The following is a 25941-nucleotide window of genomic DNA, read 5'->3' as shown; positions in this document are numbered from 1 at the left end:
GCTGGTCTAGTCCTGACGTGCAACCACCGGCAGCGAACCGTCGTCGTGCAGGCGGCCATCAGTCTGTCGAGCTGCTGCCACGAGGCGGCGCTGTGCCCGGATCGCATGCCATTGCTGGTCGATAAGGACGCCGATGAGGATCACGCCACCCATCACGGCAAAGTTCAACGACGACGGGATGCCGAGCAAGTTCACAAGGTTCTGCAATTCCTGAAGCAAGACTGTACCAAGCACGACACCGACGATCGATCCCTCGCCGCCGCGCAGCGAAAACCCGCCAAGCACGGCAGCGGCGATCGCATAGAGCTCGTAGAACTGTCCATGGCTCGCCGGTGAGATCGAGCGCGTGTACATGGCAAAATAGATCGCCGAGAGCGCCGTGAGCAATCCGCAGATGACATAGGCCGACATGATCATTCGGCCGGTGCGGATGCCTGAATAACGGGCCGCTTCCTCGTTCTTGCCGATTGCGTATAGATAACGCCCGAAGACAGAGCGGTGCAACACCACCCACATGACCACCGTGATGATGGCGAGCGCAATGAAGGTGTTTGGAACACCATAGAAGCGGCCCGCGGTCAGGAATTCGAGGTCGGGGAAATTCTGGCCGAAGGCAAATCCCGCCGTCCCGTCGGCAGTATAGAAGCGCGCGGCCCCACGATAGATCAGCAAGCCGCACAAGGTGACGACAAAGGGTTGCAGATTGAGCCTGGTAATCAGCCAGCCATGAATGGCACCGATGACCGCCCCAAGCACGAGGATGAGCGGCAGCGCCAACATCCAGGACATGTCCTGGACAGCAATGAAATCGATGAAAAGGACGCCAAGAAGCGCGACGAGCGAACCCACGGAAAGCTCGATGCCGCCGGTAATGATGACAAAGGCCTGGCCGATCGAAAGGATGCCAAACAGTCCGATCAGGTTGGCGGTGTTCGCCAGATTGATCGGCAGCAGGAAGCGCGGATTGATGATGGCGACGACGATGCCGACGACGACAATCAAAAGCAGCAGTCCAAGGTCTTTCTTGATCATTCGAGATCCGTTCCCCGATACCTATGATGGCCGCAGCCGCTATTTTACTCTCTTGCCGACGGCAAGCAAAAGGACGCTTTCCTGGCTGAAGTCATCCTCTTCCAGAATCCCGGCGATCTGGCCCTCATGCATGACGGCAATGCGGTCGGAAACGCCGATCACCTCTTCCATGTCGCTTGAGATCATCAGGATGGCGACGCCAGCATCGGCAAGGGCCCGCATCAGCCCGTAAATTTCATTCTTCGCCCCGATATCGATGCCGCGCGTTGGCTCGTCGAAGATCATCACCTTCGGGTTCATCGATAGCCATTTGGCAAGCACCACCTTCTGCTGATTGCCGCCCGACAGAGTGCCGGTCCGGGTCGAAACCGAGGGCGCCTTGATGCCAAGGCGAGCGCGTTGCTTTTCAGCCGCCGCCGTTTCCCGGTCGGCAGACAGCATGTGGCGGTTGGCAAGATTTGGAAGGTCGGCAAGGGTAATGTTCTGGGCAATCGGGAAATCAAGAAGAATGCCGTTGCGCTTGCGATCCTCCGGCACCAGGAAAATCCCGCGAGCCACGGCAACGCGCGCGGAGCCGACCGCGATTTGCTGTCCGTCCTGCAGAATGGCTCCGCCGTAACTCCGGTCAATGCCGAAGAGCACCCTTGCAAGCTCGGTGCGCCCCGAGCCGACAAGGCCGGCAAGTCCGAGGATTTCTCCATACCTGATGTCCAGATCGACAGGGCGGGATGGATAGGCCTCGGTGCGCACGCCGCTTGCCGTCAGCGCAACCGAGCCGGGCGCGCGTTGCGGTTTGGCGGTGCGCGCCGCAAGCACCCGGCCAATCATCAGCTTGACCATCTGGTCGTGCCCGATCTCGGCCTTTGCAAGCGTACCGACGAGCGTGCCATCGCGTAGCACGACCACGCGGTCGGCGACGCGCTCGACCTCGTGGAGGCGATGCGAGATGAAAATGACGCTGATGCCATCTGCTTTCAGCGACTTGATGATGCTCAAAAGCCGCTCGGTTTCGGCCAACGGAAGGCTGGATGTGGGCTCATCGAAGATGACGAGCCTCGCGTTGATCGACAATGCCTTGGCGATTTCCACCATCTGCTGCTCGGCAAGCGAAAGCGACGCCACGGGCGTGTCGGCGGAAAAATGCGCCCCCACGCGCTTCAGGAGCGGCCTTACCATCTCCCTCAGTCGATCACGATCGACGAGCTTGAGAGGCCCGGCCTTCAGTGGTTCGCGGCCGAGGAAGATATTGGCGGCGACGTCGAGGTTTTCGAAGAGATTGAGTTCCTGGTGGACGAAGGCGATGCCGGACGAGATGCTCGATTCCACGGTAAGCGAACGAAGCTCCGCCCCGTCGAGCAGGATCGTGCCCCGATCGGGCGCAATCACGCCGCCGAGGATCTTCATGAGCGTCGACTTTCCGGCCCCGTTCTCGCCGACGAGGCCGATCACCTCGCCCGGCATGATGTCCATTGACAGGCCGTCAAGTGCGACGACGCCCGGATAAGTCTTGCCCACACCGGAAAGCGAAAGGAACGGTGTCGCGGGCGCGTCCGGTGACGGGATATCGGAGCTGTGGTTCATCGCCTGTCCATGGCTTCTAATGCTGTCGGCACAACACGTCACTTACGGCGGCGACTGGCGCCACCGCCGCAAGGAAGGATCACTTGCCGGCCATGGCCTTCAGGTTGGCAGCATACTTGTCGACATCATCCTTGCCGATGATGACCGTCGGGATGATGATCAGACCGTTGGCTGGAACGCCAGACTTGTCGCCCTTGAGATAGGCTGCCATCAGCTTCATGCCCTGATAGGCCCATTCGAACGGCTGCTGCACGACGGTCGCCGCAATTGTGCCTTCCTTGACGCCACCAAGCGTGATCGGATCGTCATCGAAGCCGACGACGGTGATCTGGCCGAGTTTGCCTGCGTCACGCAGCGCCTCATAGATGCGTGGCGTGTTGTAGGAATAGAAGCCGACCATGCAGGTCACGTCGGGGCTGGCAACCAGCGCATCCTCGACGTTCTTCTTGGCACGGGTCTGGTCGATGTCGTCGCCGCGAACGTCAGTCAGCTCGATCTTCGTCCCCTTCAGCCCGTCCTTCATGCCCTGGATGCGTTCCTTGGCATTGTCGGCGCCAAGAAGTCCGACGAAGCCGATGCACTTACCGCCATCAGGCATTGCCTTCTTGGCGATTTCAGCGGCCTGCTTGCCAGCATCGACGTTGGACGAGCCGATATAGGCGACACGGTTGGTCTGGGGCGCGTCGCTGTCGGTGGTAAAGAGTGCGGTCTGCGAACCGATCTTGTTCAGGCCGTCCGTCTGGGTCTTAGGATCGACGGCGGAAACCATGACGCCTTTGACACCAGCGCTCACAAGGTCTTCCATCAGGCGCTGTTGAACGGCGACTGACGCCTGTTCAGGATATTTCAGCTGCATGTCGTAGTCTGGCATCTCGCCCTGAGCCTTCTTCACGCCGGCCTCGGCAGCCTTCCAGAAGTCGGAAGCCCCGTTGACCACGAAGGCCAAGGTCGGCTTGTCGGCGGCATGGGATACCGCAACAGGCGCGGCAGTCAGCATCAATCCGGTGAAGAACAAGGCTGCATTGCGTTTCAGCTGATTCATAATACACCTCCCGAAGGGCCGCAGTAGCAAGGGCCCGATTGCAACTTGCGGCCGGCCGGATGCGCGCCCCCTCCTAGGGCAGTCGCAAAGCGACGAATGGCATAGGGTTCCGATCGCTCCATGACGGTATACAAGAATTTTAATTAGTAAATAGTATTATCAATGCAGATCAAAACATTTCATAGAATGGTAGCGGGAAATGCATTTTTGCGTTCGGATATCGCCACCAGCGGCTCACAAGTATGTCACTTCATGCGATTGCTAACGCGGACTGATCAGTGGTAATATTAATTACCAATGGTGAGCAAATGAACACCTTGACCAAATATGGGTAACGGACCTCCACGGATGCGAAAAACCAAGATCTTGGACGAACACGAGCCCGCGGCAAGGAAGCCTGCACGCAACCGAAAGGCCTCTCGCCCCGAGCGCGTGACAATGATGGATATTGCCAAGGCGGCCGGTTGCTCGCAGGCGGCCGTTTCCTTCGTGCTCAACAACACACCCGGCACCCGCATCTCGCAGTTGACCCGCGAGCGCGTGTTTGAGGCAGCGCGGGCACTTGGCTATATGGGAGCGACATATGCAACGCCGACCTCTTACTCAGGCCTGGACAATGTGATCGGGTTTGCCGTCGACCAGCTCGCGACCAGCCCGGAAGCGATCGTTGCGATTGAAGGCGCGCGGCAAGCCTCATGGAACGCCGGCAATGTCCTGTTGGTGACGCAAACGCTCAGCGATCCCGTCATGGAGCCGAAGGCCATAAAAGCGTTGACGAGCGGCGGCATATCGGCGCTCATCTACATGACGATCTATACGCGCGAGGTTGAGCTTCCCGCCTATTTTTACAAGCTCAACATCCCGACGGTGCTGCTCAACTGTTATACCGCGGATTACGCCTTCCCTTGCGTTGTGCCGAGCGAGATTGCGGGAGGACAGAGTTCCACCCGACATCTGATCGCCCATGGACACCATCGCATCGCCACGATCACCGGCGAAATCTGGATGCAGGCTGCGCAGGATCGTCTTACCGGATATCGCCGCGCGCTCGCGACAGCCGATATTCCCTTCGATCCCGAACTGGTCATCGAAGGCGACTGGTCGGCCAGCGCCGGCTACGCTGCGACAATGAAGCTGCTGGCTTTGAAGGAGCCGCCAACAGCGATCTTCTGCCAGAATGACAGAACTGCGATCGGTTGCTACGAAGCCCTCAAGGATGCGGGTCTTCGCATTCCACAGGACATGTCGGTTGTGGGTTACGACGACGAAGACATCTCGCGACATCTCGTTCCCCCGCTGACGACGTCTGTCCTTCCCCATCTCGCCATGGGCCAATGGTCGATCGAACATCTCAATCCGGAAAGCCTTCCTGGCAAGAAGCGGTATCCGATTACGAAGCTCGAATGCTCTCTCGTCAAACGTCACTCTGTCGCGGCACCTCCGGTCAAAAGGCCAAAAATCCACCACAGCGAGCAAAACGCGCAATAGAGCAGTCGGCTGCAATCCCAGCAAATGTGATCAGATCACTTCCCCCACTCACAAAGGCTCCTCATCGAGGCGGTTATTGCGCGACGAAAGCCGCCCAATCCCCCGGTTTGACCAACCCTGGAAAGTGGCGGGCGGTGAGGATGCCATCCATCTTCGCGACGGGTTCGACAGCCGCTTCGCCGGAACGGGCAAGTTCCTGTCCGGTTATGGACTGTCTGCCGGTCCCGGTCCGGATCCGGCTTCGCCGTTGCCGATCTCGACCGGTTGAAACAGGTTCCCAATCTCGTCGCCGCCGCCACCAGTTAAGCCGCACACCAACATCGTCAGGTTTCCGGCTCAGGCCCGCCAGCGCAGCAGCCTGGCTTCTGCCGCACCGGCGAGCCTGTTGAGTGAAAACCCGACAAGGCCGAGAATGATGACGCCGACCATGACAAGTGCCATGTCGAAGCGCTCGCGCCCAGCAATGACAAGGCCGCCGATGCCTGGACCGACCGCAAGAAAATACTCCGCCCCGACGGTCGCCAGCCACGAATAGATGAGGCCGAGATGGATGCCGGTCGCAATCGCCGGGAGAGCTGAAGGCAGGCAGATCCTGGCAACGCGCTGCCAGGGTCGAAACCGCAGCGCCCGACCGACCTCCACCAGCTCTGAAGGCGCGTCCTTGATACCGTCATAGGTGTTGAGGGCTATGGGAATGAAAGCTGCAAGAGCGACAAAGACCACCTTCGCCTGCTCGCCGAAACCGAACCACACGGAAATGAGCGGTATCCAGGCAAGCAGAGAAATTTGCTTCAGGCCGTTGAAGGTCGGCATGACCAGCCTGTCTCCGATCCTCGTCACGGCAACGAGCGTGCCGAAACTGACGCCGAGGATGCAGCCAATCAGAAAACCTGCGATATTGCGCAACAGACTGGCTGTGAGCTGGCCCGTCAGACCATTGTCGATGATCTCGCGCTTGGCGGTCAGGACGACATCTTCGATCCCTGGCAGAAAGCGGGGATCAACGAGCCCGAGGCGGCTGGAGGCCTCCCACACGGCGAGAAGAAGAAGAGGAAGGGTGAGGCCACGTCTGATACGGACAAGCCTCGTTGACGCTTCGGCCATCGTCAAAGTCCTTCTTTCTTCCAGCGCTGGATGAAGACCTCGGCGCCATTCAGGCCCTTGTCCATGGCAAAGCCTATGAGCCCGATCACGATCATCGCGATGATCACGGTATCAAGCCAGAACATCTGTCTTCCCCAAACGAGCAGGTAGCCGAGCCCTTCGGATGACGCCAGGAGCTCGACCCCGACAAGCGAAGTCCATGCGTGCGTAAGGCCATAGCGGATACCGGTAAAAATGGAAGGAATTGCGCCCGGCAGTACGATCAGGCGAAGCGTCTGCCACCGGCTGAAACGCAGTGCCTTGCCGACTTCCAGGTATTTGCCGGGAACACTGCGGATGCCGGAGAAGGTATTGAGCGTGATCGGCACGAGAGCGCCCTTGGCGATGATGATGATCTTCAGTGTCTCCTCGATGCCGACCAGCAGCATCAGAAGCGGGATCCATCCAAGCGTCGGGATCTGTGCGAAGGCTAGGAACGTCGGCTTAATATAGTCTTCCAAGCGCGCAGACAGGCCCATGGCGATGCCGAGACCCAATCCCAACCCCGCGCCGATGGCGAAGCCGAAGACAACGCGGCGCAAGCTGACTGCGGCATGGTAAAGCAGCTCCCCGCTCATGATCATGTCACCGGCGGTCTGCAGTACATAGGACGGCGCCGGAAGGATCTGCTCTGGCAGCCAGCCTCTCGCGGAGGCGAGCCACCAGAGGGCAATCAACAACATGGGAAGAAGCAAGGCCGAGAGCGAAGAGAACCGTCCCTTGAAAAACCTGCGCCCGTTCGGGATGCCGTCATCGCCGGCGATTTCAAGAGGGATTGCCATCAGCCTGCTGCTCCAATGCTCTGCTTACGAGGCGACCGGCTTGCCGTCAGCGCCATAGGCTTGCCAGAAGTGCTGCAGGTTGAACCGTTCAATGGCGCTTTTGAGGTAGCGAGGCTCGAACCAGCCCTCAAGATCGACATCACGGCGGATGAGGCCGAATTCCTTGCTCTTCGCCGCCTGCTCCTTGTATTGCGACACTAGCAGGTCATCGATCAGCGGCGAGTTGCGGTAGGCGAGCGTGTCACCCTTGAAGTACTCCTCCAGAATTGGAACTGGCGTTCCCGACTTGTGCCACAGCTCGAGAAGTGCGGTGCGGTTCGGCTCGTCCGACGACCATTGCGCCGCCTTGACGAAAGCATCGACGACCCGCTGGGTTATGTCGGGATGGGCATCGATGAACGCCTGGCGGCCGATGACGCCGGCATTGCGGCCGAAGCGCGGATCGTCCCCCTTGGTGGTATAGATGATATCGGCTGCACCCTTGGTGGCGAGGTTGATCAGCTGCGTATCGCCGAATGCGGCGTCGATGTCCTTGCTGGTCAAAGCAGCAACCGTGCCTGCGCTGTCGAGATTGACGACCTGAACGTCGCGCTCCGTCAACCCATTAGCCTCCAGCACCTTGATGGCAGCCAGATGACCGTTCGTGCCGCGCTGGAGGGCTATCTTGCGGCCCTTCAGATCCGCGATAGATTTAATGCCGCTATCTTTGGCGACGGCGAGATAGAGCGGCTTTCTCGCTCCGCTTGCCAGGAGATACCTGGTCTTCAGCCCGTTGGCACGGCCGATCAACGAGGGAAGATCACCCTGGTAGGCGAAGTCGAGCTGATCATTCGCAAAGCCTTCGTTGACGGCAGGGCCTGCGCCCTTGAAGAAGGTCCATTCAATCTTGATGTCCGGATCCTTGGCAAATTCCTTCTCCAGAAATTCGCCCGCCCGGGCGGTCGCGGCAGACGTGCCTTCCGCGTAAGGACGATTGTCGACGCCAATCGCGGCATAGCCGACATGAATGACCAGCGGTTCCTCGGCGTGGACCGTGGCCGGGGCGGTCGCGAGCATCAGTGCGAGGCCGGCGACCACGCGTGGCAGAAAGGCGCGTTTCATAGTTTCTCTCCGTTTTTTGAAGCTTATCTGGCGAGTGCGACTGCACGTTCGACGTGGCTGCCGTCATCGGCTGATTTCAACCCCTTGGGCTGCGTGCTTTCGCCGGTCGCATGAAGGCTCTTCAGGACCCGATCGCGCACGTTTGCAATATCGCTGGATGTACGCCGGCGTGGGCGCGCCAGCTTGACCGGAACCACTTCGCGGATTCGGCCAGGACGCGGCGACATGACGACGACGCGATCCCCGAGATAGACCGCCTCTTCCACGTCATGCGTCACCAAAACCATCGTGATGTTTTCCTTCGCCCAGATCTCCTGCAGCTCGTCCTGCAGGCGTGCCTTGGTGATGGCGTCGAGTGCCCCGAAAGGCTCGTCGAGCAGAAGGACGTTCGGCCGGCTGACCAGGCCACGGGCAATGCCGGCACGCTGCGCCATTCCCCCGGACAATTGATGCGGGTAGACATTGGCAAAACGGGAAAGCCCGACAAGCTCCAGATGTTCGCGCACAAGCTCTGCCTTTCGCGCCTTGGTCAGCTTGCTGTTCAGAAGGCCAAGAGAGACGTTTTTCTCGACCGTCAGCCAGGGGAAGAGGCGCGGTTCCTGGAAGACGATGCCCCGATGAAGGCTGGGTTCGACGACTTGCTCGTCCGCATGGCGGATGGTGCCGGATGTCGCGATATCCAGGCCTGCAAGGAGACGCAACAGCGTCGACTTTCCGCAGCCGCTGGCACCGACAACAGTGATAAACTCGCCCTGGGGAATATCTAGATTGATGTCGTCGAGCGCGATCAGCGGCTCCCCGTCGATCTGGAACTGCCGGGTTATGTGCTCGGCTGTGAGATGGGGGCGGTTCATGTCGATCACCCCTACTCTGCCGCGGCCTGAACGCGCGCCGGGTGCCGGGGCGTGCTAAGGCCAAGATTTTCGCGCAACGTCCTGCCCTGGTATTCGGTGCGGAACAATCCGCGGCGCCGCAGTTCCGGCAACACGAGCTCCACGAAGTCCCTTAGCCCGACGGGCAGATGCGGCGGCATAACATTGAAGCCGTCTGCCGCCCCGGTCGTGAACCAGTGCTCCATCTCATCCGCGATCCTGCTCGGCGTGCCGACGACCTGCCAATGGCCACGCGCGCCTGCGATCCTCAGATAGAGCTCGCGGATCGTCAGGTTTTCGCGCCTGGCAAGATCAAGAAGCAACTTTTGCCGGCTCTTGCTTGCGTTCGTGTCCGGGAGGTCCGGGATGGGACCGTCGAGAGGATATTTCGAGAGATCAACGCCACCGGTCATGCCGTTCAACATCGACAGGCCGACCACCGGATGTATGAGATCCTGAATTTCCTGGAATTTCGCCTCAGCCTCTGCCTGTGTCCGGCCGACGACCGGGAAGATCCCCGGCATGACCTTCAACTCTTCCGGCCCGCGTCCGTATTTGGCAAGTCGGTTCTTGAGATCCTTATAGAAGCCGCGAGCATCCTCGATTGTCTGATGCGCGGTGAAGACAACCTCTGCGGTACGCGCGGCAAGCTCCTTGCCCGGTTCCGACGAGCCTGCCTGTACGAGCACTGGCTGACCCTGAGGCGCACGGGCGACGTTCAGTGGCCCGCGAACCTTGAAGAATTTGCCCTTGTGATTGAGGATATGCTGCTTGTCCGGATCGAAGTAGATGCCGCTTTCCTTGTCGCGCAGGAATGCGTCTTCCTCCCAGGTGTCCCACAGTCCGCGCACGACATCGGCAAACTCTTCGGCCCGCTCGTATCGCTCCGCATGTGCATAATGCTCATCACGACCAAAATTATGCGCTTCGTGCTCGCTGGACGAAGTGACCAGGTTCCAGCCCGCTCGGCCGCCGCTGATGTGATCGAGCGAGGCGAATTTTCGCGCGATATGGTAGGGCTCGTTGTATGAGGTGGAAGCTGTGGCGACGAATCCGATGTGCTTGGTCACCGCCGCCAGAGCCGACAGCAAGGTAATCGGCTCGAACTGCGCCACATAGCGGACAGCTGTCCTGCTCAATGCCTCTATGTCCGTCCCGCGCGTTCCAACGCCGTCAGCCATGAAAATGAGATCGAATTTCGCCGCTTCAGCCAGCTGCGCAAGCTCGATATAGTGAGCAATATTGGAACCGGCGTCCGCCTGCGCCTCCGGGTGCCGCCACGCAGCCACGTGATGGCCCGTCGGATAGAGGAAGGCGCCAAGTTTGAGCTGTGGTCGCGCGGCACTCATGTGTGTCTCCTTGGTGAGGGAGACGATAGGCTAGCAGCAACAATTAATATCTATAGAAATAGTATTCTATTTCCTGTGTCGATGCGAGATTTTTGCCGCGGGCAATGGCGCCTTTTGAATGACGATGTTCTGCCGTCGCACCGGTCGGAAAGATATTGCGTCGATAGCGCCGCTGGCGCAATTGTCGCCTTCGAAAAGAATTTCTCTGCGTAAAATCAATCAGATATTTCTGGACCGAAAAGCCAGCAAGCGGCGATCGGACGCAGAAGTACCTGCGCCTGGGCCATTGCGGCGCTCTCGGCGGCCTTCGAGTTGACCGACGGCCGCGAGGCCGGCCGCAGCTTCATTGACAGCCTTCAACTGCTCTATCCCGTCGCCAATATCGGTGACGCGCGCTTTTTTGCGACAGGGAGCGGGGCTATTTCCGTGCTCGGCAGGTTCGTCCATGAACCATCAGCCATGTGTAGGAGGTGGCGTCCCTGCCCCTGGACAGATCCGGACCAGCATCCATTTTTGCACCTGAGGTGCAAATGCGATGGCTTGGAAGCCGGTCGTTTAGCGTGACGACTAAGCAGTATCTTCCGAAATGCGCATGTCCTTGCAGGGACCGGCCGAGCGGCGCTCGATAATGCGCGAGGCGATATTGATGCGGCGAGCGGGGTCGCCTGGTCGCCGCGGCGTCTCGATGCGCTCAAGCAGGAGGCGCAGGCCGACCGCCCCGCACTCCTGACCCTCCATTCGCACGGTGGTTAGCGGCGGCGAGATTTGTGTTGCCGGGGAAAAGTCACCGAAACCGACGACAGAGACGTCGTCGGGAATGCGATAACCCTGACCGAGCAATTCGGAGACAACGGTCAGGGCAAGACCGTCATGGGCACAGAAAAACGCCGTCGGCCGCACGCCGCTCTCCTTCAGCGCGCGAAAAGCATCGGCGAAGGCCCCCTGTTCGTCGAACTGCATCACATGAAGCGCGACATCGGGATGACTTTCGGCGATCTCGCGAGCGCCATAGAAGCGCTCACGGCGTCCCCTGTATCCGGGCGCACCGGACACGTAGGCAATCGAGCGATGGCCGAGATTGATCAGATACTGAATGACCGCCTGGCCTGCCTCATGGTCCGTGCCAGTGATCTGATCGGCCTGCTCCAACGGGTCGATCCAGCCGAACCGGACGATCGGAATGCCGGTCGCCGTGGCAGCCGCAATCGCCTCGCGATCATGGGGGCCGACGAGAAGCAGCCCGGCGCAGGCAAGGGCCAGATCTTCCAACTGACGAGCGCTATGCGTCCAGTGCACGCGCAAACCCATGCCGAGCCTTTGGGCTTCGCCCTGCATTCCATTCTGGACCTGCATGTAGAGCTCGCTGTTGACTGGATCGAGATCGTGAAAAACAACGGCGATATCGTTGGAACCCGCCTGGGCCGCCGGTTTGGCATAGCCAAGACGTACGGCCATCTCGCGAATGCGCTCGCGCGTTTCCTCGCTGACGCCGCTCTTGCCCGCCAGTGAACGCGAGACCGCATATTTCGAGAGGCCTACCTCCCGCGCGATCGTCTGCAACGTTACTCGTCCCCTGCTCCCCACTCCGCACCTCTGCGTTGTCGTTCCATCTTCGCTTCGCCTACACTGCCTCAGCTGAAAAAGCAAACTTCATCGATAACGAAACATAACGCTTTACCTAACAGTATCCAAGTGTAATCTTCCCGTCATCCAAGCCTGGGAGCAGAACAACAATAAAGGGGCGCGGATCTTTGGAGGAGATATCCATGATCAAGCTGAAACGTCGTGCGTTTCTGGCCGGGACCTCGGCCGTTCTGATTTTGCCTGCACTGCCGGCGCTTGCGACCGGCTACACGGAAGCGGACGTCCTCAAGGAAAAGGTTTCGAGCGGCGCGCTGCCACCGGTCACGGATCGGCTGCCGGCAAACCCGCTCGTCGTCAAACCGGTAGAAAGTGTCGGAAAATACGGCGGCGACTGGAATATGGCACTGGTCGGCGGCGGATCGCTCTCCATGCTCTTCCGCTATCAGGCCTATGAGCCGCTGCTTCGTTATACGCCGGATTGGTCAGGCGTCACCCTCAACGTCGCGGAAGCCTTCGATGGCGATGCCGAATCCAAGGTCTATACGATTCGCCTTCGCAAGGGCATGAAGTGGTCGGATGGCCAGCCCTATACGACGGCCGACGTCAAGTTCTGGTATGATACAGTCCTGACGGACAAGCGCGTCGCCGTTACCAGCCAGGGCCACTGGAAGACAGCCGGCAAGCCGGCCAAGCTTGAAGTGGTCGACGAACAGACCTTCAAGGTGATCTTCGAAAAACCTAACGGTATGTTTCCGCTCCAGGTGGCCTGGGCCAACAACGACCACACGACCCGCTGTCCGAAACACTATCTCGAACAGTTCCATATTGACTACAATCCGAAGGCCGACGAACTCGCCAAGCAACGCGGTTTCGAAAGCTGGATCGCAGCCTTCCAGGCGGCGTCCGGGTTTCAGGATGACAACGCATTCTTCCTCAATTCCTCGAAGAAGCCCTGCCTCAACGCCTGGATGTTCACAACCGCGCCCGGCGAAAATACCGAACGCGTCATTGCTGAACGCAACCCCTTCTATTGGAAGGTCGATACCGCGGGCAATCAATTGCCCTATATGGACCGGATCGTCTACCAGATGGTGGCGGATCCGCAGGTATTGCTTCTCAAGGCCATGCAAGGCGAGATTGACCTGATGGACCAGTACATCGCGACGCCGAATAATAAATCGGTGCTTTACGATGCCCGTGAGCAGGGCGGCTACGACTTCTACACGCTTTCCTCGACAGAGGCCAACGTGATGAACTTCATCTTCAACCTGAACCATAACGACGCGACCAAACGGAAGCTTTTCCGGAACAAGGACTTCCGCGCGGCTCTTTCGACGGCGCTTGATCGCCAGACGCTGATCGATGCCGTCCTCGTCGGCCAGGGTGCGCCGGCCCAGCCCTCGATCAAGCAGGGAGATCCGCTCTATAACGAGCAGCTCGCCACGCAGTTCACCTCGTATGATGTCGACAAGGCGAATGCCATGCTCGACCAGATCATACCGAAGCGCGATGACCAGAACTTCAGGTTGGACGACCAGGGTCGGCGCCTGACGATCATCTTCGAGATCGACCAGGCTCGTGCGATCTTCCTCGATCTCTTCCAGTTGGTCATCCCGATGTTCCAGACAGTCGGTATTGATGCGCAGATGCGCACGATGGACCGGTCGCTTTGGGAAACACGCGTCCGCCAGGGCCGCGATTTCGATGCCACGGCCCACCAATTCGGCGCCAATGGCGGTGTGGCCGCAATGCTCGACCCGCGCTACTACGTGCCGACGGATTCAAACGCGATGTATGCCCCGGCCTGGCAGCTCTGGTATCTCGACCGAAACAATGAAAATGCGGAAGAACCGCCGGAAGAGACCAGGAAGCTGCTCGAGCTTTACGACAAGCTGAAGGCGACCGCCGACCCCGCAGGTCAGCAGGAAGTCATGAAGAAGATCCTGCAGGGTGCTGCCGACAACTTCTACGTCTTCGGTATTTCGCAGCCCCCGGACGGCTACGGCATCGTCAAAAACAACATGAAGAATATCACGCGGACCATGCCGAATTCCTTCGGTTGGCCCACACCCGCTCCCACCATGCCGGAGCAATTCTACAAGGCCTGACGGTCGTTCAGGATCAGACATGTATCCGACGCCGGCCGACCTGGGCCGGCGGCAGATCGCTCGTTGACTTTTTGCCAAACGATTGGATGAACCGATGCTCGACGCCAGAAGACAAAACACCGGAACGCTCCGGACACCGGACTGGTTCAAGGACGCGACCCGCTGGACCCAGCTGACCTTCGTCGAGGACGACCCGGAGAAGTACGACCCCGCCTTCTGGGTCGACGTCTTCAAGCGCACGAGATCCAATGCAGTCTGCCTTAGCGCCGGCGGCTACATCGCCTACTATCCGAGCGAAGTGCCCTATCACTATGTCAGCAAATATCTCGGCGACAAGGATATCTTCGGCGCGCTCGTCGATGCGGCCCGCAAGCTCGACATGCATGTCATGGCTCGTGTCGACCCACACGCAATCCATGACGATGCCGCCAGGGCCCATCCGGAATGGGTGATGATAAATGCCGACGGGACGCCGCGCCGCCATTGGGCCTATCCCGATGTCTGGGTGACCAATGCCTATGGCGACTACAATACCGTCTTCATGCCCGAGGTCGTCAAGGAGATCGTCCGCAAATACGATATTGATGCGGTCTTTGCCAATCGCTGGCAGGGGCATGGCGTCGACTATAGCGAAGACAGTGCCCGCCGCTTCAAGGACATGTTCGGCCATGACCTGCCAAAAAAATCGGATGCGGAAGATCCGGCTTGGCAGGCCTGGGTACAGTGGCGCCGCCGGGTCCTCACCGACATGATCGCCCAATGGGACGATGCGGTAAAGGCGATCCGCCCGCATGCGAGCTTCATTCCGAACATGGGCGGTGCTTCGCTGATGGAATTCGACCTGTCGGTCATTGCCCGCCATTGCCCCTTCCTCGTTGTTGACCACCAGGGCCGCAAGGGCCTGGAACTCGGCTGGTCGGCCGGACGCAACGGCAAGCGCATCCGCGCCACCTTTCCGGATCGTCCTGTCGTCCTCATCACCTCGATCGGTCCGGAGGAGGAATATCGCTGGAAGGATGCCGTCACGTCCGGCGAGGAGATGCAGCTCTGGATCAATGACGGCACAGCGCATGGCCTCTATGCCTGGTTCACCAAGTTCAACGGGGTGGTCCCGGACGAGCGCTGGGTCGAGCCTGTCGCCGACGCCTTCGCCCTGCAGGCGGCAGTCGAGCCGGTGCTCGAAAGCATGAAGCCCGCCGCCGAAATCGCCGTCATCGACCCCTCCACGACGTTGCGCCACTGGGCACCGGAGGAGCGGCCCAACGCCGAAAAGCACGATCTCGGCTTCTACCATGCCCTGGTCGAGGCCCGCCTGCCCTTCGAGCTTCTCTCGGACCAGGTTCTGACGAAGGAAAATCTCGACCGTTTCAAGCTCATTATCCTCGCCAACGCCTCCTGCCTGTCGGACGAGCAGAACGCTGCGATCCGCGCCTATGCCGAACGCGGCGGCAGCGTGATCGCTTCCTACGAGACCTCGCTGCGCGACGAAACCGGCAGGCAGCGCCAGGAATTCGGTCTCTCCGAGTTGTTCGGCGCCAAATTCGTCTCCGGACCGCGTGGCATCGTCAAGAACACTTATGTGGCTCTCGCCGGTGATCATCCGATCAACGAAGGCTACGAAGGCGCCGAACGCATCATGGGCGGTACACGGCTTCTCCACGTCGAGGCCACGAACGGCTCCAAGACCCCGTTCCTCTACGTGCCCGACTTCCCGGATCTGCCGATGGAAGAAGTCTATCCGCGCAAGGCGCCGGAGGGTGCCGCGGTCATTGCGCGCGAGACAGGCACGGGTGGCCGCGCAGTCTATATTCCCTGGAACATCGGCGAAATCTTCTGGGAGGTCTTTGCCGTTGACCATGCCCGGCTGATCGCCAATGCCGTCCACTGGGCACTCGGCAAGACGCCGCGCGTCACTGTCATGGGTCCTGGTGTCGTTGATCTGGCCCTTCGTGAAAATTCCGACGGCATCGCGCTCAGCCTCTTCAACCTCACCAATCCGATGATGATGAAGGGACCGATCCGCGAAAATTACCCTCTGGCGGCGCAGACCGTTTCGGTGAAAATTCCTGCCGGCAAGTCAGTGGCGCGCGCCTGGCTCGTCGTTGCCGACCGTGCCGCAAACGTCAGCGTCAAGGATGGCCGTGCACAGGTGGAGGTGCCGGGAATCGAGCGGCTGGAGGTGCTGCACCTCTCCTGGAAATGAGGTGCAGTGCGCAGAGGAGCGCTTTCGGCCGCTGCCGGCCGAGAGCGGATGAATATCCGACGAAGGCGCAGGGGCGCTCTCAACGGGAGGAGATACATTCCGATGCTTGGCTATATCTTCAGGCGCGTGCTGTACATGATACCGACCCTGTTCGGCATGTCGCTGATCTCGTTTCTGATCATCCAGCTACCGCCGGGTGACTATCTCACCTCGATGATCGCGACGATGAGTGACAGCGGCCAGGCCGTCGATCCGGCGCAGATCGAACGGTTGAAACAGATCTACGGCTTCGACGACCCCTTCTACGTCCAGTACCTGAAATGGATGTGGGGAATTGTCAGCCGCGGCGACTTCGGCTGGTCCTTTGAATGGAACCAGCCCGTCTCGGGCCTGATCTGGGCGCGCATGGGCTCAACGCTGGTCATCTCGCTGCTGAGCCTCCTCTTCGTCTGGATCGTATCACTGCCGATCGGAATCTATTCCGCCGTGCGCCGCCATTCCATCGGTGATCACGTCTTCACTTTTTTCGGCTTCATCGGCCTTGCCGTGCCAAACTTCATCCTGGCGCTGACGCTGATGTATATTGCCTACAAGTATCTTGGCCTGAGTGTTGGCGGGCTGGTCTCGCCCGAATATGCAGAGGCACCCTGGAACCTCGCCAAGATCGGCGATTTTCTCACCCATCTCTGGATTCCGATCATCATCATCGGCGCATCCGGAACGGCGGCGATGATTCGCATCCTGCGCGCCAACCTGACAGACGAACTGCACAAGCCTTACGTCATTACCGCCCGCGCCAAGGGCCTGCCGGAATACAAGGTCATCCTCAAATATCCCGTTCGCATCGCGCTCAACCCCTTCGTGTCGGCGATCGGTTGGGTGCTGCCGCATCTTGTCTCGGGCGTGACGATCACGGCTATCGTTCTCAACCTGCCGACCTCCGGCCCCCTGCTTTTCCGGGCGCTGGTCGCGCAGGACATGTACCTCGCCGGCAGCTTCATTCTCCTGCTCTCCGCGCTGACCCTCGTCGGCATGCTTTTGTCGGATCTGCTGCTTGCGCTGCTCGATCCGCGCATCCGGTTCGATTGAGGAGAGGCCGATGAGCACGCACGAAACGTTCGGAACCCATACCGGCCCTCTTCATATCGTTGCCGATGGTCCGTCGATCAGCCCACTGAAGCAGGGCAAGACGGTCTCGACCGCCGCAGTCGGTCCCTGGCGGTTGATCGCCGGCAAGCTGATCCGCCAGAAGGTGGCGATGGTCGCCGGCGTTATCATTCTCCTGCTTTATCTCGTCGGCCTCTTCGCAGAATTCCTGGCCCCCGGGCTGCCTTCGACCTCCAAGCCGCAATTTACCTATGCGCCGCCGCAGGGCCTGAGTTTCTTCGTGACCAGGCCCGACGGCAGCTCCGAGTTCAACATTCATGTGAAGGGCTACAAGGTCGAGATCGACAAGGTGGCGCTCAGGCGCACCTTCGTCGTCGACGATACGAAGGTCGTGCCGATCGGCTTCTTCGTCAAAGGCCCGGCCTACAAGCTCTGGGGCCTCATCCCGATGAGCAGACGCCTGATCGGTCCGATCAACCCGAACGATCCAATGTATCTCCTCGGCGCCGACCGCCTCGGCCGCGACGTGCTCTCGCGGCTGATCTACGGCACCCGCGTCTCCATGTCCATCGGGCTTGTCGGCGTTGCCATGTCGCTGATCCTGGGTGTCGTACTTGGCTCGATCTCCGGCTTCTTCGGTGGCTGGGTCGATACACTGATCCAGCGCATCATCGAGGTGGTAAGTGCCATGCCGACCATTCCGCTCTGGCTTGGGCTCGCGGCGGCGATCCCGCTGACATGGTCGCCGGTCAGTGTTTATTTCGTCATCACGATCATCGTCTCGCTGCTCGGCTGGACAAGCCTTGCCCGCGAAGTGCGCGGGCGTTTCCTGGCCCTGCGCAGCGAGGATTTCGTGACTGCGGCAAGGCTCGACGGATCAAGTGAAGCGCGGCTGATCTTCCGCCATATCCTGCCATCGCTGACGAGCCATATTCTCGCCGTCGTGACGCTCGCCGTGCCGACGATGATCGTCGCGGAAACATCTCTCTCCTTCCTTGGCATCGGTCTGAAGCCGCCTGTGGTCAGCTGGGGCGTGCTGCTGCAGGACGCTCAAAACATCCGCACGGTCGCCACCGCACCCTGGCTGTTGATCTGGCCGTCACTGGCAGTGGTCGTCGCGGTGCTCTCGTTCAACTTCTTTGGCGACGGCCTGCGCGACGCCGCCGACCCCTATGACAATTGAGGAGGAAGCAATGACCGACCTTCCCGATGATGTTGTCCTGTCCGTCGAAAATCTCTCGATCGATTTTCGGCTGCGCACCCATATCCTGCACGCCGTCGAAAATGTGAGCTTCCAGCTCAAGCGGGGCCAGACACTTTGCCTCATTGGTGAAAGCGGCTCCGGCAAGAGTGTCACCGCCCGCTCGCTGCTGCAGATCGTCGACAGCCCCGGACGGGTTGTCGGCGGCCGGATCCTGCTTCGCAATGGCAGCGCCATCACCGATATCGCGACGCTTTCACCTGCCAGCAGCGCCATGCGGGCAATTCGCGGCCGACGCATCGGCCTGATCTTCCAGGAGCCGATGAGTTCCCTGTCACCGGTCCACACCATCGGCTCGCAGATCGTCGAAGCCGTACGCCTGCACAGCACCCTCGACAAGGCGGCGGCGCGCGCCCGTACAGTCGAACTGCTGCGCCAGGTCGAAATCCCGAATCCCGATAAGATGGTCGATCGCTATACGTTTGAATTCTCGGGCGGCATGCGCCAGCGCGCCATGATCGCCATGGCACTTGCCGGCAATCCCGATATCCTCATCGCCGACGAGCCGACGACGGCGCTCGACGTCACGACCCAGGCTGAAATCCTCGATCTCATCAAGCGCCTGCAGGTGGAGCGTGGCATGGCGATGCTGCTTATCACCCATGACATGGGCGTGGTCGCCGAAGTCGCCGACGAGGTCGCTGTCATGCGTTTCGGAAAGATCGTCGAGCGCGGTCCGGTCGACCCGATCTACCACGCGGCCGAACATCCCTATACGCGCCAGCTCCTCGCCTCGACAGTCAAGCTCACCCATCACGTCGAAGGGAGGTCGCCGGCAATCGCGCTGTCGGCTGAGGCGCCGAAGCCGGTCCTTTCGGTGCGCAATCTCGGCAAGACCTTCGGCTGGCAGGGCAGCGCCAACACGCTTCGTGCCGTCGACGACGTCAATTTCGATCTCTATCCGGGCGAAAATCTCGGCATCGTCGGCGAAAGCGGCTCCGGCAAGACAACGCTCGGCCGGCTCATCCTGCGCACTGTCGAACCGACCACTGGCAGCGTCATCTACCGCGGCAAGGGCGGAGAGGAGGTCGAGGTCACGAAGCTCGGCAAGAAGGAACTGCGCGGGTTCCATCGCGAGGTACGGCTGGTCTTCCAGGACCCCTTCGCCTCGCTCAACCCGCGAATGACGGTAAAGGAGGTGATCGGCGATCCCCTCATCGTCAACGGGCTCGCCAAGGGCAAGGCGCTGGAACAACGGGTCGCCGAGCTCATGCGGCTCGTCGGTCTCGATCCATTGGGCATGGAGCGTTATCCGCATGCGTTCTCCGGCGGTCAGCGGCAGCGTATCGGCATTGCCCGCGCACTGGCGCTCGATCCGCGCATCATCATCGCCGACGAGGCGACATCGGCACTCGATGTCTCCATCCGCAGCCAGATCCTCGATCTGCTGCTCGATATCCGCCAGCGCCTGAATCTCAGCTTCATCTTCATCTCGCACGACATTTCCGTGGTTCGCTACTTCTGCGACCGCGTCGCCGTCATGCATCGTGGCAGGATCGTGGAACTCGGCGAAGCCGAGCAGATTTGCACCGCACCGCGGGAAGCCTACACCAAGAGCCTCATCTCCGCCGTTCCCAATCCCGACCCGCGCGACAAGCGCATGCTGCACCGGCATCGCTTCATTGCGCCTGCCAATGCATAAGGACCTTCCAGTGCCGAAATTCTCCGCCAATCTCTCCTTTCTCTACCAGGACCTTCCCTTCCTCGACCGCTTTGCCGCCGCCGAAAAAGACGGCTTCTGCGCGCTCGAATATCTCGGTCCCTACGCCGAGCCGAAGGAGAAGGTCGCAGACGCCCTGAAAGCAAGCGGTCTGAAGCAGGCGCTCTTCAATGTGCCCTCCGGCGACTGGGCTGGCGGCGAGCGCGGCATTGCCTGCCTGCCTGATCGCATCGACGAATTCCGCAACGGCGTCACGCTCGCACTCGACTATGCCAAGGCCCTCGACTGCCCGCAGGTCAACGTCATCTCCGGTCTCGTGCCGAAGGGCGCCGATCCCCAAGTGCTGGAGGGGGTTCTGGTCGACAATCTGAAATATGCCGCTGCACGCGCGGCTGATGTCGGCGTGAAGCTGCTGATCGAGCCGATCAACTTGCGCGACATTCCCGACTTCTTCCTGTCGACGACGGAACATGCCGAACGGATCCTCGACAAGGTCGGCTCCGGTAATCTCTACATCCAGTACGATTTCTACCACATGCAGATCATGCAGGGTGACCTGATCGCGACCTTCACGCGGCTGCGCGACAGGATCGCGCATGTCCAGATCGCCGACAATCCCGGCCGCAATGAACCGGGCAGCGGGGAGATCAACTACCGTTTCATCTTCTCCGAACTCGACCGCCTTGGCTACGACGGCTGGGTCGGCTGCGAATACAAGCCGAAGGCCGGCACCAGCGAAGGCCTCGGCTGGATGAAACCCTATCTCGAGCCAGCCGAAGTGGAGATGATATGAATATCGGATTTATCGGACTGGGTGTCATGGGCCGCCCGATGGCGGAGCACCTGATCGATGCCGGCCATACTCTGCATCTGAGCCGAGTGAAGGAAAACTCCCAGCAGCTCGTCGCCAGGGGTGGCAAGTCCGCAGCCAGCGCAAAGGCGGTGGCGGAAGCCTCCGACATCGTCATCCTCATGCTGCCGGATACACCCGATGTTGAGGCGGTGCTTTTCGGTCCGGACGGCGTGGCATCCGGCCTGACCGAGGGCAAACTCGTCATCGACATGAGCTCGATCTCGCCGGTGGCCACCAAGGCTTTTGCCCGTCGCATCGAGGCACTCGGCTGCGACTATCTCGACGCGCCCGTTTCCGGCGGCGAAGTCGGCGCCAAGGCCGCCTCCCTGACGATCATGGTCGGCGGTCAGCAGCATGTCTTCGAGCGCGCTCGACCGCTGTTCGAGAAGATGGGCAAGAATATCACACTGATCGGTGGTGTCGGCGATGGCCAGACGGCCAAGGTCGCCAACCAGATCATCGTTGGACTGACAATCGAGGCGGTTGCTGAAGCCCTTCTCTTTGCCCGGTCCGCCGGTGCCGATCCGGCCAAGGTTCGCTCTGCTCTGATGGGCGGCTTTGCTTCCTCGCGTATCCTCGAGGTACATGGCGAACGCATGGTCACGGAAGCCTTCGAGCCGGGGTTCCGCATCCGTCTGCACCGCAAGGACATGACACTGGCCGTCGACGCTGCCCGCGCCCTTGACCTCTCGCTGCCGAACACCGCTGCAACGCAGCAGCTGATGAACGCCGCGATTGCCAATGGCGACGGCGAGCGTGACCATTCCGCCCTCATCCGAACGCTGGATCTTCTTGCCGGAGGTCCGCGCTAAAGGAACCGCTCAAAACTAACCCCGGACATCATCGTCGTTTGCCCCGACCGGAGCAGGTCTTCGGACGCCGAAGGCATGTCCGGACTTGATTGAAAAGGACAGGACAATGCTCAGAAACGATATCCAGTTCCCTTATGGCGCGGTCTATTTCCGCAAGTCCAACCCGCCCCCCGAAGATTGGGAGCGCGACTACACGACGGCCCGTGAAGACGGCCTCAATATCTTCCGCCACTGGTTCATGTGGAGCGCGATCGAAACCGCACCCGGCATCTACGACTGGGAGGAATACGATCGCCAGATGGACCTTGCCGCAAAGAACGGCATCAAGACGGTCATTGCCGAACTGATCCATGCCGTGCCCGACTGGGCGGTGCGCAAATATGCCGATGCGCTTCAGGTCAATGCCGACGGCACGAAACTTGGATCCTACATGGGCGTCTCGGCGGCCACCGGCGGCTTTTCCAACAATGGCGGCGGCGCGGGCGCCTTAACGCTCAACTGCCCGGAGGTAAAGGAAGCGGCCGGCAAATTCCTGACGGCGCTTGCCTCCCGCTACAAGGATCATCCAGCGATCTACGGCTACGATGTCTGGAACGAGTGCAACTATTCCGCCGATGTCGATTACAGTTCCTACGCCAAGGCTGCCTTCCGCATCTGGCTGGAGAAGAGATATGGCAGCCTGAAAGTGCTGGCGAAGGCGTGGAATCGCTACAGCTATGCCGATTGGGCGGATATCGAGCCGCCGGCTCATATGGCGCCTTACCCCGAATGCATCGACTGGCTGCAGTTCAAGCGCGACAATTTCTACGACCAGATGCAGTGGCGCATCGACACCATCCGCGCCGTCGATCAAAAGAACGTCATCGCCGCACACGGCATCTCCGGCTCGATCCCCAACATGGCGTCGAACGGCTGCGACGACTGGCTTGCCGCCTCCAAGGTCGAGGTCTACGGCTTCACCTGGATTCAGGCCCGCAAGGGTACTGAGCCCTGGAAGACCTGGTACGGTGTTGACATCAATCGGGCCGCGGCCCGCGGCAAGCCCTTCTGGCACGCCGAGCGTCAGGGCGGGCCGCTCTGGCTGCAGCCCCAGGTGATCGGCCGCGACAAGGAGGACGGCCGCGTTGCCGAGCCCGAGGATATCCGCATCTGGAGCATGACGTCGCTTGCCGGAGGCGCGCGCGGCGTGCTCAACCTGCGTTGGCGCCCACTGCTCGACGGTCCGCTCTTCGGCGCCTTCGGCGCCTATGGCATGGATGGTTCGCGCACGTCCCGGTCGGAGATGCAAAGCGCCATGGCAAAATGGGCGAACGACCCGGCGCGGGCCGCTCTCTGGGAAGCCAAGCCTATACGCGGCGAGATCGGCATCCTCGTCGTGCGCGAGACCCAGGAATGGGATTATCTGCTGAATTACGACCGCAAGGAAAAGCCCTATCCGGAGGCCATGTGGGGCGCCTATCGCGCCTTCCTCGACAGCGGACTCCAGCCGGACTGGGTACACATCGACGATATCGACGCCTATGATTTCCTCTATTTCCCCTACCCCATCATGTTCACCGCGAAACAGGCGGAGCAACTGAGAGCCTGGGTGGAAAAAGGCGGTACGCTGATCGCCGAGGCGTGTCCCGGTTATTTTGGCGATCGCGGTCGTGTGGGCACCTTGCAACCGAACCTTGGCCTCGACGCGGTCTTTGGTGTGCATGAGGAAACAGTCGAGTTCATGCCCGATATCGGGGACCGCATCCATTTCGACATGGACGGCCTTGCGGTTGACGGCGGCGGTCTCCTGCAATCCTACCGCCTGACCGATGGGACCGGCCGCGGCCATTTCACGGACGGCCGCCTTGCCATCGTCGAGAACACATACGGCAAGGGCCGCACGCTGTTGATTGGTACCAATCCCTCGGTCGCCTATTACCGTACCGACGGAAAGAAGAACGGCGCATTCTTCGCCGCCCTGCTGGCCTGGAGCGGCCGCGCGAAGCACGTGACACTTGATAACAGCAATCTTTTTGCCAGAGTACACGAGGGTGAGAAAGGCAGCTTCCTCTGGCTGGTCAATCCAACACGGACATCTCAGTCAACGAAAGTGAAGCTCGCCGAAGGCCTGGGCCAGCCCGACTTCGCCGGACCTGTCTGGCCGGTCGACCATATCCATGGTGGCGGCAATATCGAGGTGTCGGCTCGCGACGTGTTGATCCTCCCTCTCCGTCCGAAGTCCGTTTCGCAATGGTAGCCGGGTCTTTGGCTGCCGCAGGTCGGCCAGCAGTTCGAGGAAGTCGCACGGTGGGCCTGTTGTATATCGGCCCATGACGATCTTGCCCCCGCGTCTTTTCGCTGATCGGAAGGACGCGCCGGTGCCCTATCGAACATCGGCGCGATCGCCGTCCTTCTCTACGACCTATAGTCTGGCGCCGTCACATCAAGTCTGCGCTTGAGGCTTTCCAGGTGCAGGCGGGCGCTTTCTGGGTCGCCTTCCCGCATCTGCTTTGCAGTGGCAGCGGCAATTTCCGGCTTCACCGGCAGTAAGGGTCGTCCTGTGCTCATGGCCTTCAACTGAGCCTCCGCCGCCCGCTCGAGATAATAGAGATCGTCCCAGGCCTCCGCGATGTTAGGCGCGCAGACCATGACGCCATGGTTTTTCATGAAGAGAATATCCTTGTCGGCAAGAACGGTTGCCAGACGATCGCCTTCCCGCTCATCGAGCGCAAGACCGTGATAGTCCGTGTCAACCGCGGTGCGTCCATAGAACTTCAACGCGGTCTGTCCGGCCCAGACAAGCGGTTCCCCCTCGATCATGCTGAGCGCCGTCGCATTCGGCATATGGGTGTGAAATGCCGCGCCAATGCGCGGCGCCATCTTGTGCAGGCGGGCATGAATAAAGAAGGCCGTCGCCTCCGGTTCACCGTCGCCGGACAGCACATTGCCTTCGAAATCGCAAATCAGGAGACTGGAGGCCGTTGCCTCCTCGAAGGCCCAGCCGAGCCGGTTGACAAGAAAGAGGTCGGCATGTCCCGGCACAAGAGCGGAGAAATGATTGCATATCCCCTCTTCGAGGCCATGCCGTGCGGCTGCCCTCAGACAGGCGGCCAAATCCACACGCGCCTGCCATACCTCCTGCGTGTCGAGGTCGGTGTTTCGCAGTATTGCCGGCGCCGACTGTCCGCGCTTGAGTTCATGGGCCATGACAAAATCTCCCTAAAAACAATTGGCCCTATTCCATCCAGCCTGCGGCGGAAAGCAAGTCGGGAAGCTCGTCAAGTCGGGCAATAATTGCGTCTGGCGCGTAGTCGGCAAGCGGCTTGCGGCCGGTTCCGCGGTCGACCCAGACCGTTTTGAAGCCAAGCTCCCTCGCCGCAGCGAGATCGAGATGAGGGCTCGCACAAACATGAACCAGTTGTTGCTTTTCGACGCCGAGCTCTTGCCACGCATATTGGAATATCTGTCTTGTCGGCTTGTAGGCTCCGGCCTGCTCCGCCGTGATCACCCGATCGACCCAACCGCCGAGTTGCGCGACATTTCCGGCTATGATCGCATCGTCCGTATTGGAGATAATGGCAAGTTTGAACCCCGCCGCCTTCAGTCTGGCCAATGTCTCAACCACCTCCGGAAAAGGCGGCATGCGGCTGATGGATGAGGTGAGAAGATCCGCGTCGCCGGGCGATACCTCGAGGGAGAATTCCTTCATCGCGAGCGCAAGTGCGGCCGCGCTTACATCCTGGAACGAACGGTGTGGACGCTCCGCCTCGAGCCGATGCTCGTGCCGGTCGTACACGGCAATGAAGGCATCCCGGTCGATAGATTGCTTATTTCCCGCGAGAATCCTGTCCATTGCCGCAAGCAACCCTTCGTCCCACTGGATGAGGGTGCCATAGCAATCGAAGGTCAGCCATTTCGGGTGCGGTCCTGAAAGTGTCATCTCGGTCTCCTGGTTGTTTCCAAGCAGGATTGACATCGGACGCG

21 protein-coding genes are annotated in these 25941 nt (G+C 60.3%); 10 read left to right on the top strand and 11 right to left on the bottom strand.

Annotated features, from left to right (window positions below):
• Positions 1-6: 6 nt before the first annotated feature.
• The 3 genes from IB244_RS01165 to IB244_RS01155 all read right to left on the bottom strand — a co-directional run bounded on the left by IB244_RS01165 (position 7) and on the right by IB244_RS01155 (position 3655).
• A complete protein-coding gene (locus IB244_RS01165; protein WP_192302873.1) occupies positions 7-1032 on the bottom strand; it encodes an ABC transporter permease in 1026 nt (341 codons plus the stop codon).
• A gap of 39 nt (positions 1033-1071) precedes the next feature.
• Complete coding sequence (locus IB244_RS01160) at positions 1072-2613, bottom strand: sugar ABC transporter ATP-binding protein (protein ID WP_169679735.1); 1542 nt, start codon at positions 2611-2613, stop codon at positions 1072-1074.
• Positions 2614-2692: 79 nt separating this feature from the next.
• On the bottom strand, positions 2693-3655 hold the full coding sequence (locus IB244_RS01155; RefSeq protein WP_169679738.1) for a sugar-binding protein: 963 nt from the start codon (positions 3653-3655) through the stop codon (positions 2693-2695).
• A gap of 438 nt (positions 3656-4093) precedes the next feature.
• Between IB244_RS01155 and IB244_RS01150 the strand changes: the two genes are divergently transcribed.
• Positions 4094-5143, top strand: coding sequence for a LacI family DNA-binding transcriptional regulator (locus IB244_RS01150; protein WP_246733568.1), 1050 nt, complete (start codon positions 4094-4096; stop codon positions 5141-5143).
• A 76-nt stretch (positions 5144-5219) separates the two neighbouring features.
• On the top strand, positions 5220-5411 hold the full coding sequence (locus IB244_RS01145) for a hypothetical protein (protein WP_192302871.1): 192 nt from the start codon (positions 5220-5222) through the stop codon (positions 5409-5411).
• Between the two features lie 68 nt (positions 5412-5479).
• Here the strand turns inward: IB244_RS01145 and IB244_RS01140 are convergent, their stop codons facing one another.
• The 6 genes from IB244_RS01140 to IB244_RS01115 all read right to left on the bottom strand — a co-directional run bounded on the left by IB244_RS01140 (position 5480) and on the right by IB244_RS01115 (position 11974).
• The gene (locus IB244_RS01140) at positions 5480-6247 is read right to left on the bottom strand and encodes an ABC transporter permease (RefSeq protein WP_192302869.1); all 768 of its coding nucleotides are present in this window, start codon (positions 6245-6247) and stop codon (positions 5480-5482) included.
• A 2-nt stretch (positions 6248-6249) separates the two neighbouring features.
• Complete coding sequence (locus IB244_RS01135) at positions 6250-7068, bottom strand: ABC transporter permease (protein ID WP_192302868.1); 819 nt, start codon at positions 7066-7068, stop codon at positions 6250-6252.
• 24 nt (positions 7069-7092) lie between these two features.
• Positions 7093-8169, bottom strand: a complete 1077-nt coding sequence (locus IB244_RS01130) for an ABC transporter substrate-binding protein (RefSeq protein ID WP_192302866.1) — start codon at positions 8167-8169, stop codon at positions 7093-7095.
• 23 nt (positions 8170-8192) lie between these two features.
• Complete coding sequence (locus IB244_RS01125; protein ID WP_192302864.1) at positions 8193-9023, bottom strand: ABC transporter ATP-binding protein; 831 nt, start codon at positions 9021-9023, stop codon at positions 8193-8195.
• A gap of 11 nt (positions 9024-9034) precedes the next feature.
• Complete coding sequence (locus tag IB244_RS01120) at positions 9035-10390, bottom strand: LLM class flavin-dependent oxidoreductase (RefSeq protein ID WP_192302862.1); 1356 nt, start codon at positions 10388-10390, stop codon at positions 9035-9037.
• Positions 10391-10957: 567 nt separating this feature from the next.
• Positions 10958-11974, bottom strand: coding sequence for a LacI family DNA-binding transcriptional regulator (locus IB244_RS01115; RefSeq protein WP_192302860.1), 1017 nt, complete (start codon positions 11972-11974; stop codon positions 10958-10960).
• A 182-nt stretch (positions 11975-12156) separates the two neighbouring features.
• Here IB244_RS01115 and IB244_RS01110 point away from each other — a divergent pair, with 182 nt between their 5' ends.
• The 8 genes from IB244_RS01110 (at position 12157) to IB244_RS01075 (ending at position 24214) form a co-directional block, all read left to right on the top strand.
• Positions 12157-14082: an ABC transporter substrate-binding protein gene (locus IB244_RS01110; RefSeq protein WP_192302858.1), complete on the top strand. Its 1926-nt coding sequence runs from the start codon at positions 12157-12159 to the stop codon at positions 14080-14082.
• Positions 14083-14176: 94 nt separating this feature from the next.
• Positions 14177-16285, top strand: a complete 2109-nt coding sequence (locus tag IB244_RS01105) for an alpha-amylase family protein (protein ID WP_192302856.1) — start codon at positions 14177-14179, stop codon at positions 16283-16285.
• A 102-nt stretch (positions 16286-16387) separates the two neighbouring features.
• Positions 16388-17374, top strand: coding sequence for an ABC transporter permease (locus IB244_RS01100; protein ID WP_018855635.1), 987 nt, complete (start codon positions 16388-16390; stop codon positions 17372-17374).
• Positions 17375-17384: 10 nt separating this feature from the next.
• The gene (locus IB244_RS01095) at positions 17385-18575 is read left to right on the top strand and encodes an ABC transporter permease (protein ID WP_192302854.1); all 1191 of its coding nucleotides are present in this window, start codon (positions 17385-17387) and stop codon (positions 18573-18575) included.
• Positions 18576-18585: 10 nt separating this feature from the next.
• Positions 18586-20295 (top strand): ABC transporter ATP-binding protein, encoded by a 1710-nt coding sequence (locus IB244_RS01090; RefSeq protein WP_192302852.1) that lies wholly within the window; start codon positions 18586-18588, stop codon positions 20293-20295.
• A 10-nt stretch (positions 20296-20305) separates the two neighbouring features.
• On the top strand, positions 20306-21106 hold the full coding sequence (gene otnI / locus IB244_RS01085) for a 2-oxo-tetronate isomerase (protein WP_192302850.1): 801 nt from the start codon (positions 20306-20308) through the stop codon (positions 21104-21106).
• Positions 21103-21978, top strand: a complete 876-nt coding sequence (locus IB244_RS01080) for a 2-hydroxy-3-oxopropionate reductase (RefSeq protein WP_192302848.1) — start codon at positions 21103-21105, stop codon at positions 21976-21978. The genes otnI and IB244_RS01080 overlap by 4 nt, the downstream gene beginning before the upstream one ends.
• A 106-nt stretch (positions 21979-22084) precedes the next feature.
• Entirely contained in the window at positions 22085-24214 is a 2130-nt protein-coding gene (locus IB244_RS01075; protein ID WP_192302846.1) for a beta-galactosidase, read from the top strand.
• A 158-nt stretch (positions 24215-24372) separates the two neighbouring features.
• Here IB244_RS01075 and IB244_RS01070 read toward each other — a convergent pair whose 3' ends face one another.
• A complete protein-coding gene (locus IB244_RS01070; RefSeq protein WP_192302844.1) occupies positions 24373-25164 on the bottom strand; it encodes an aldolase in 792 nt (263 codons plus the stop codon).
• A 28-nt stretch (positions 25165-25192) separates the two neighbouring features.
• Positions 25193-25897: a haloacid dehalogenase type II gene (locus IB244_RS01065; RefSeq protein WP_192302842.1), complete on the bottom strand. Its 705-nt coding sequence runs from the start codon at positions 25895-25897 to the stop codon at positions 25193-25195.
• Between the last annotated feature and the right edge of the window lie 44 nt (positions 25898-25941).

Origin of the sequence: Rhizobium sp. RHZ02, from assembly GCF_014851575.1 — a bacterium.
Taxonomy (GTDB): domain Bacteria; phylum Pseudomonadota; class Alphaproteobacteria; order Rhizobiales; family Rhizobiaceae; genus Rhizobium; species Rhizobium altiplani.
The sequence above is the reverse complement of the archived record's forward strand: the minus strand, read 5'-3'. Positions and strand labels throughout refer to the sequence as shown.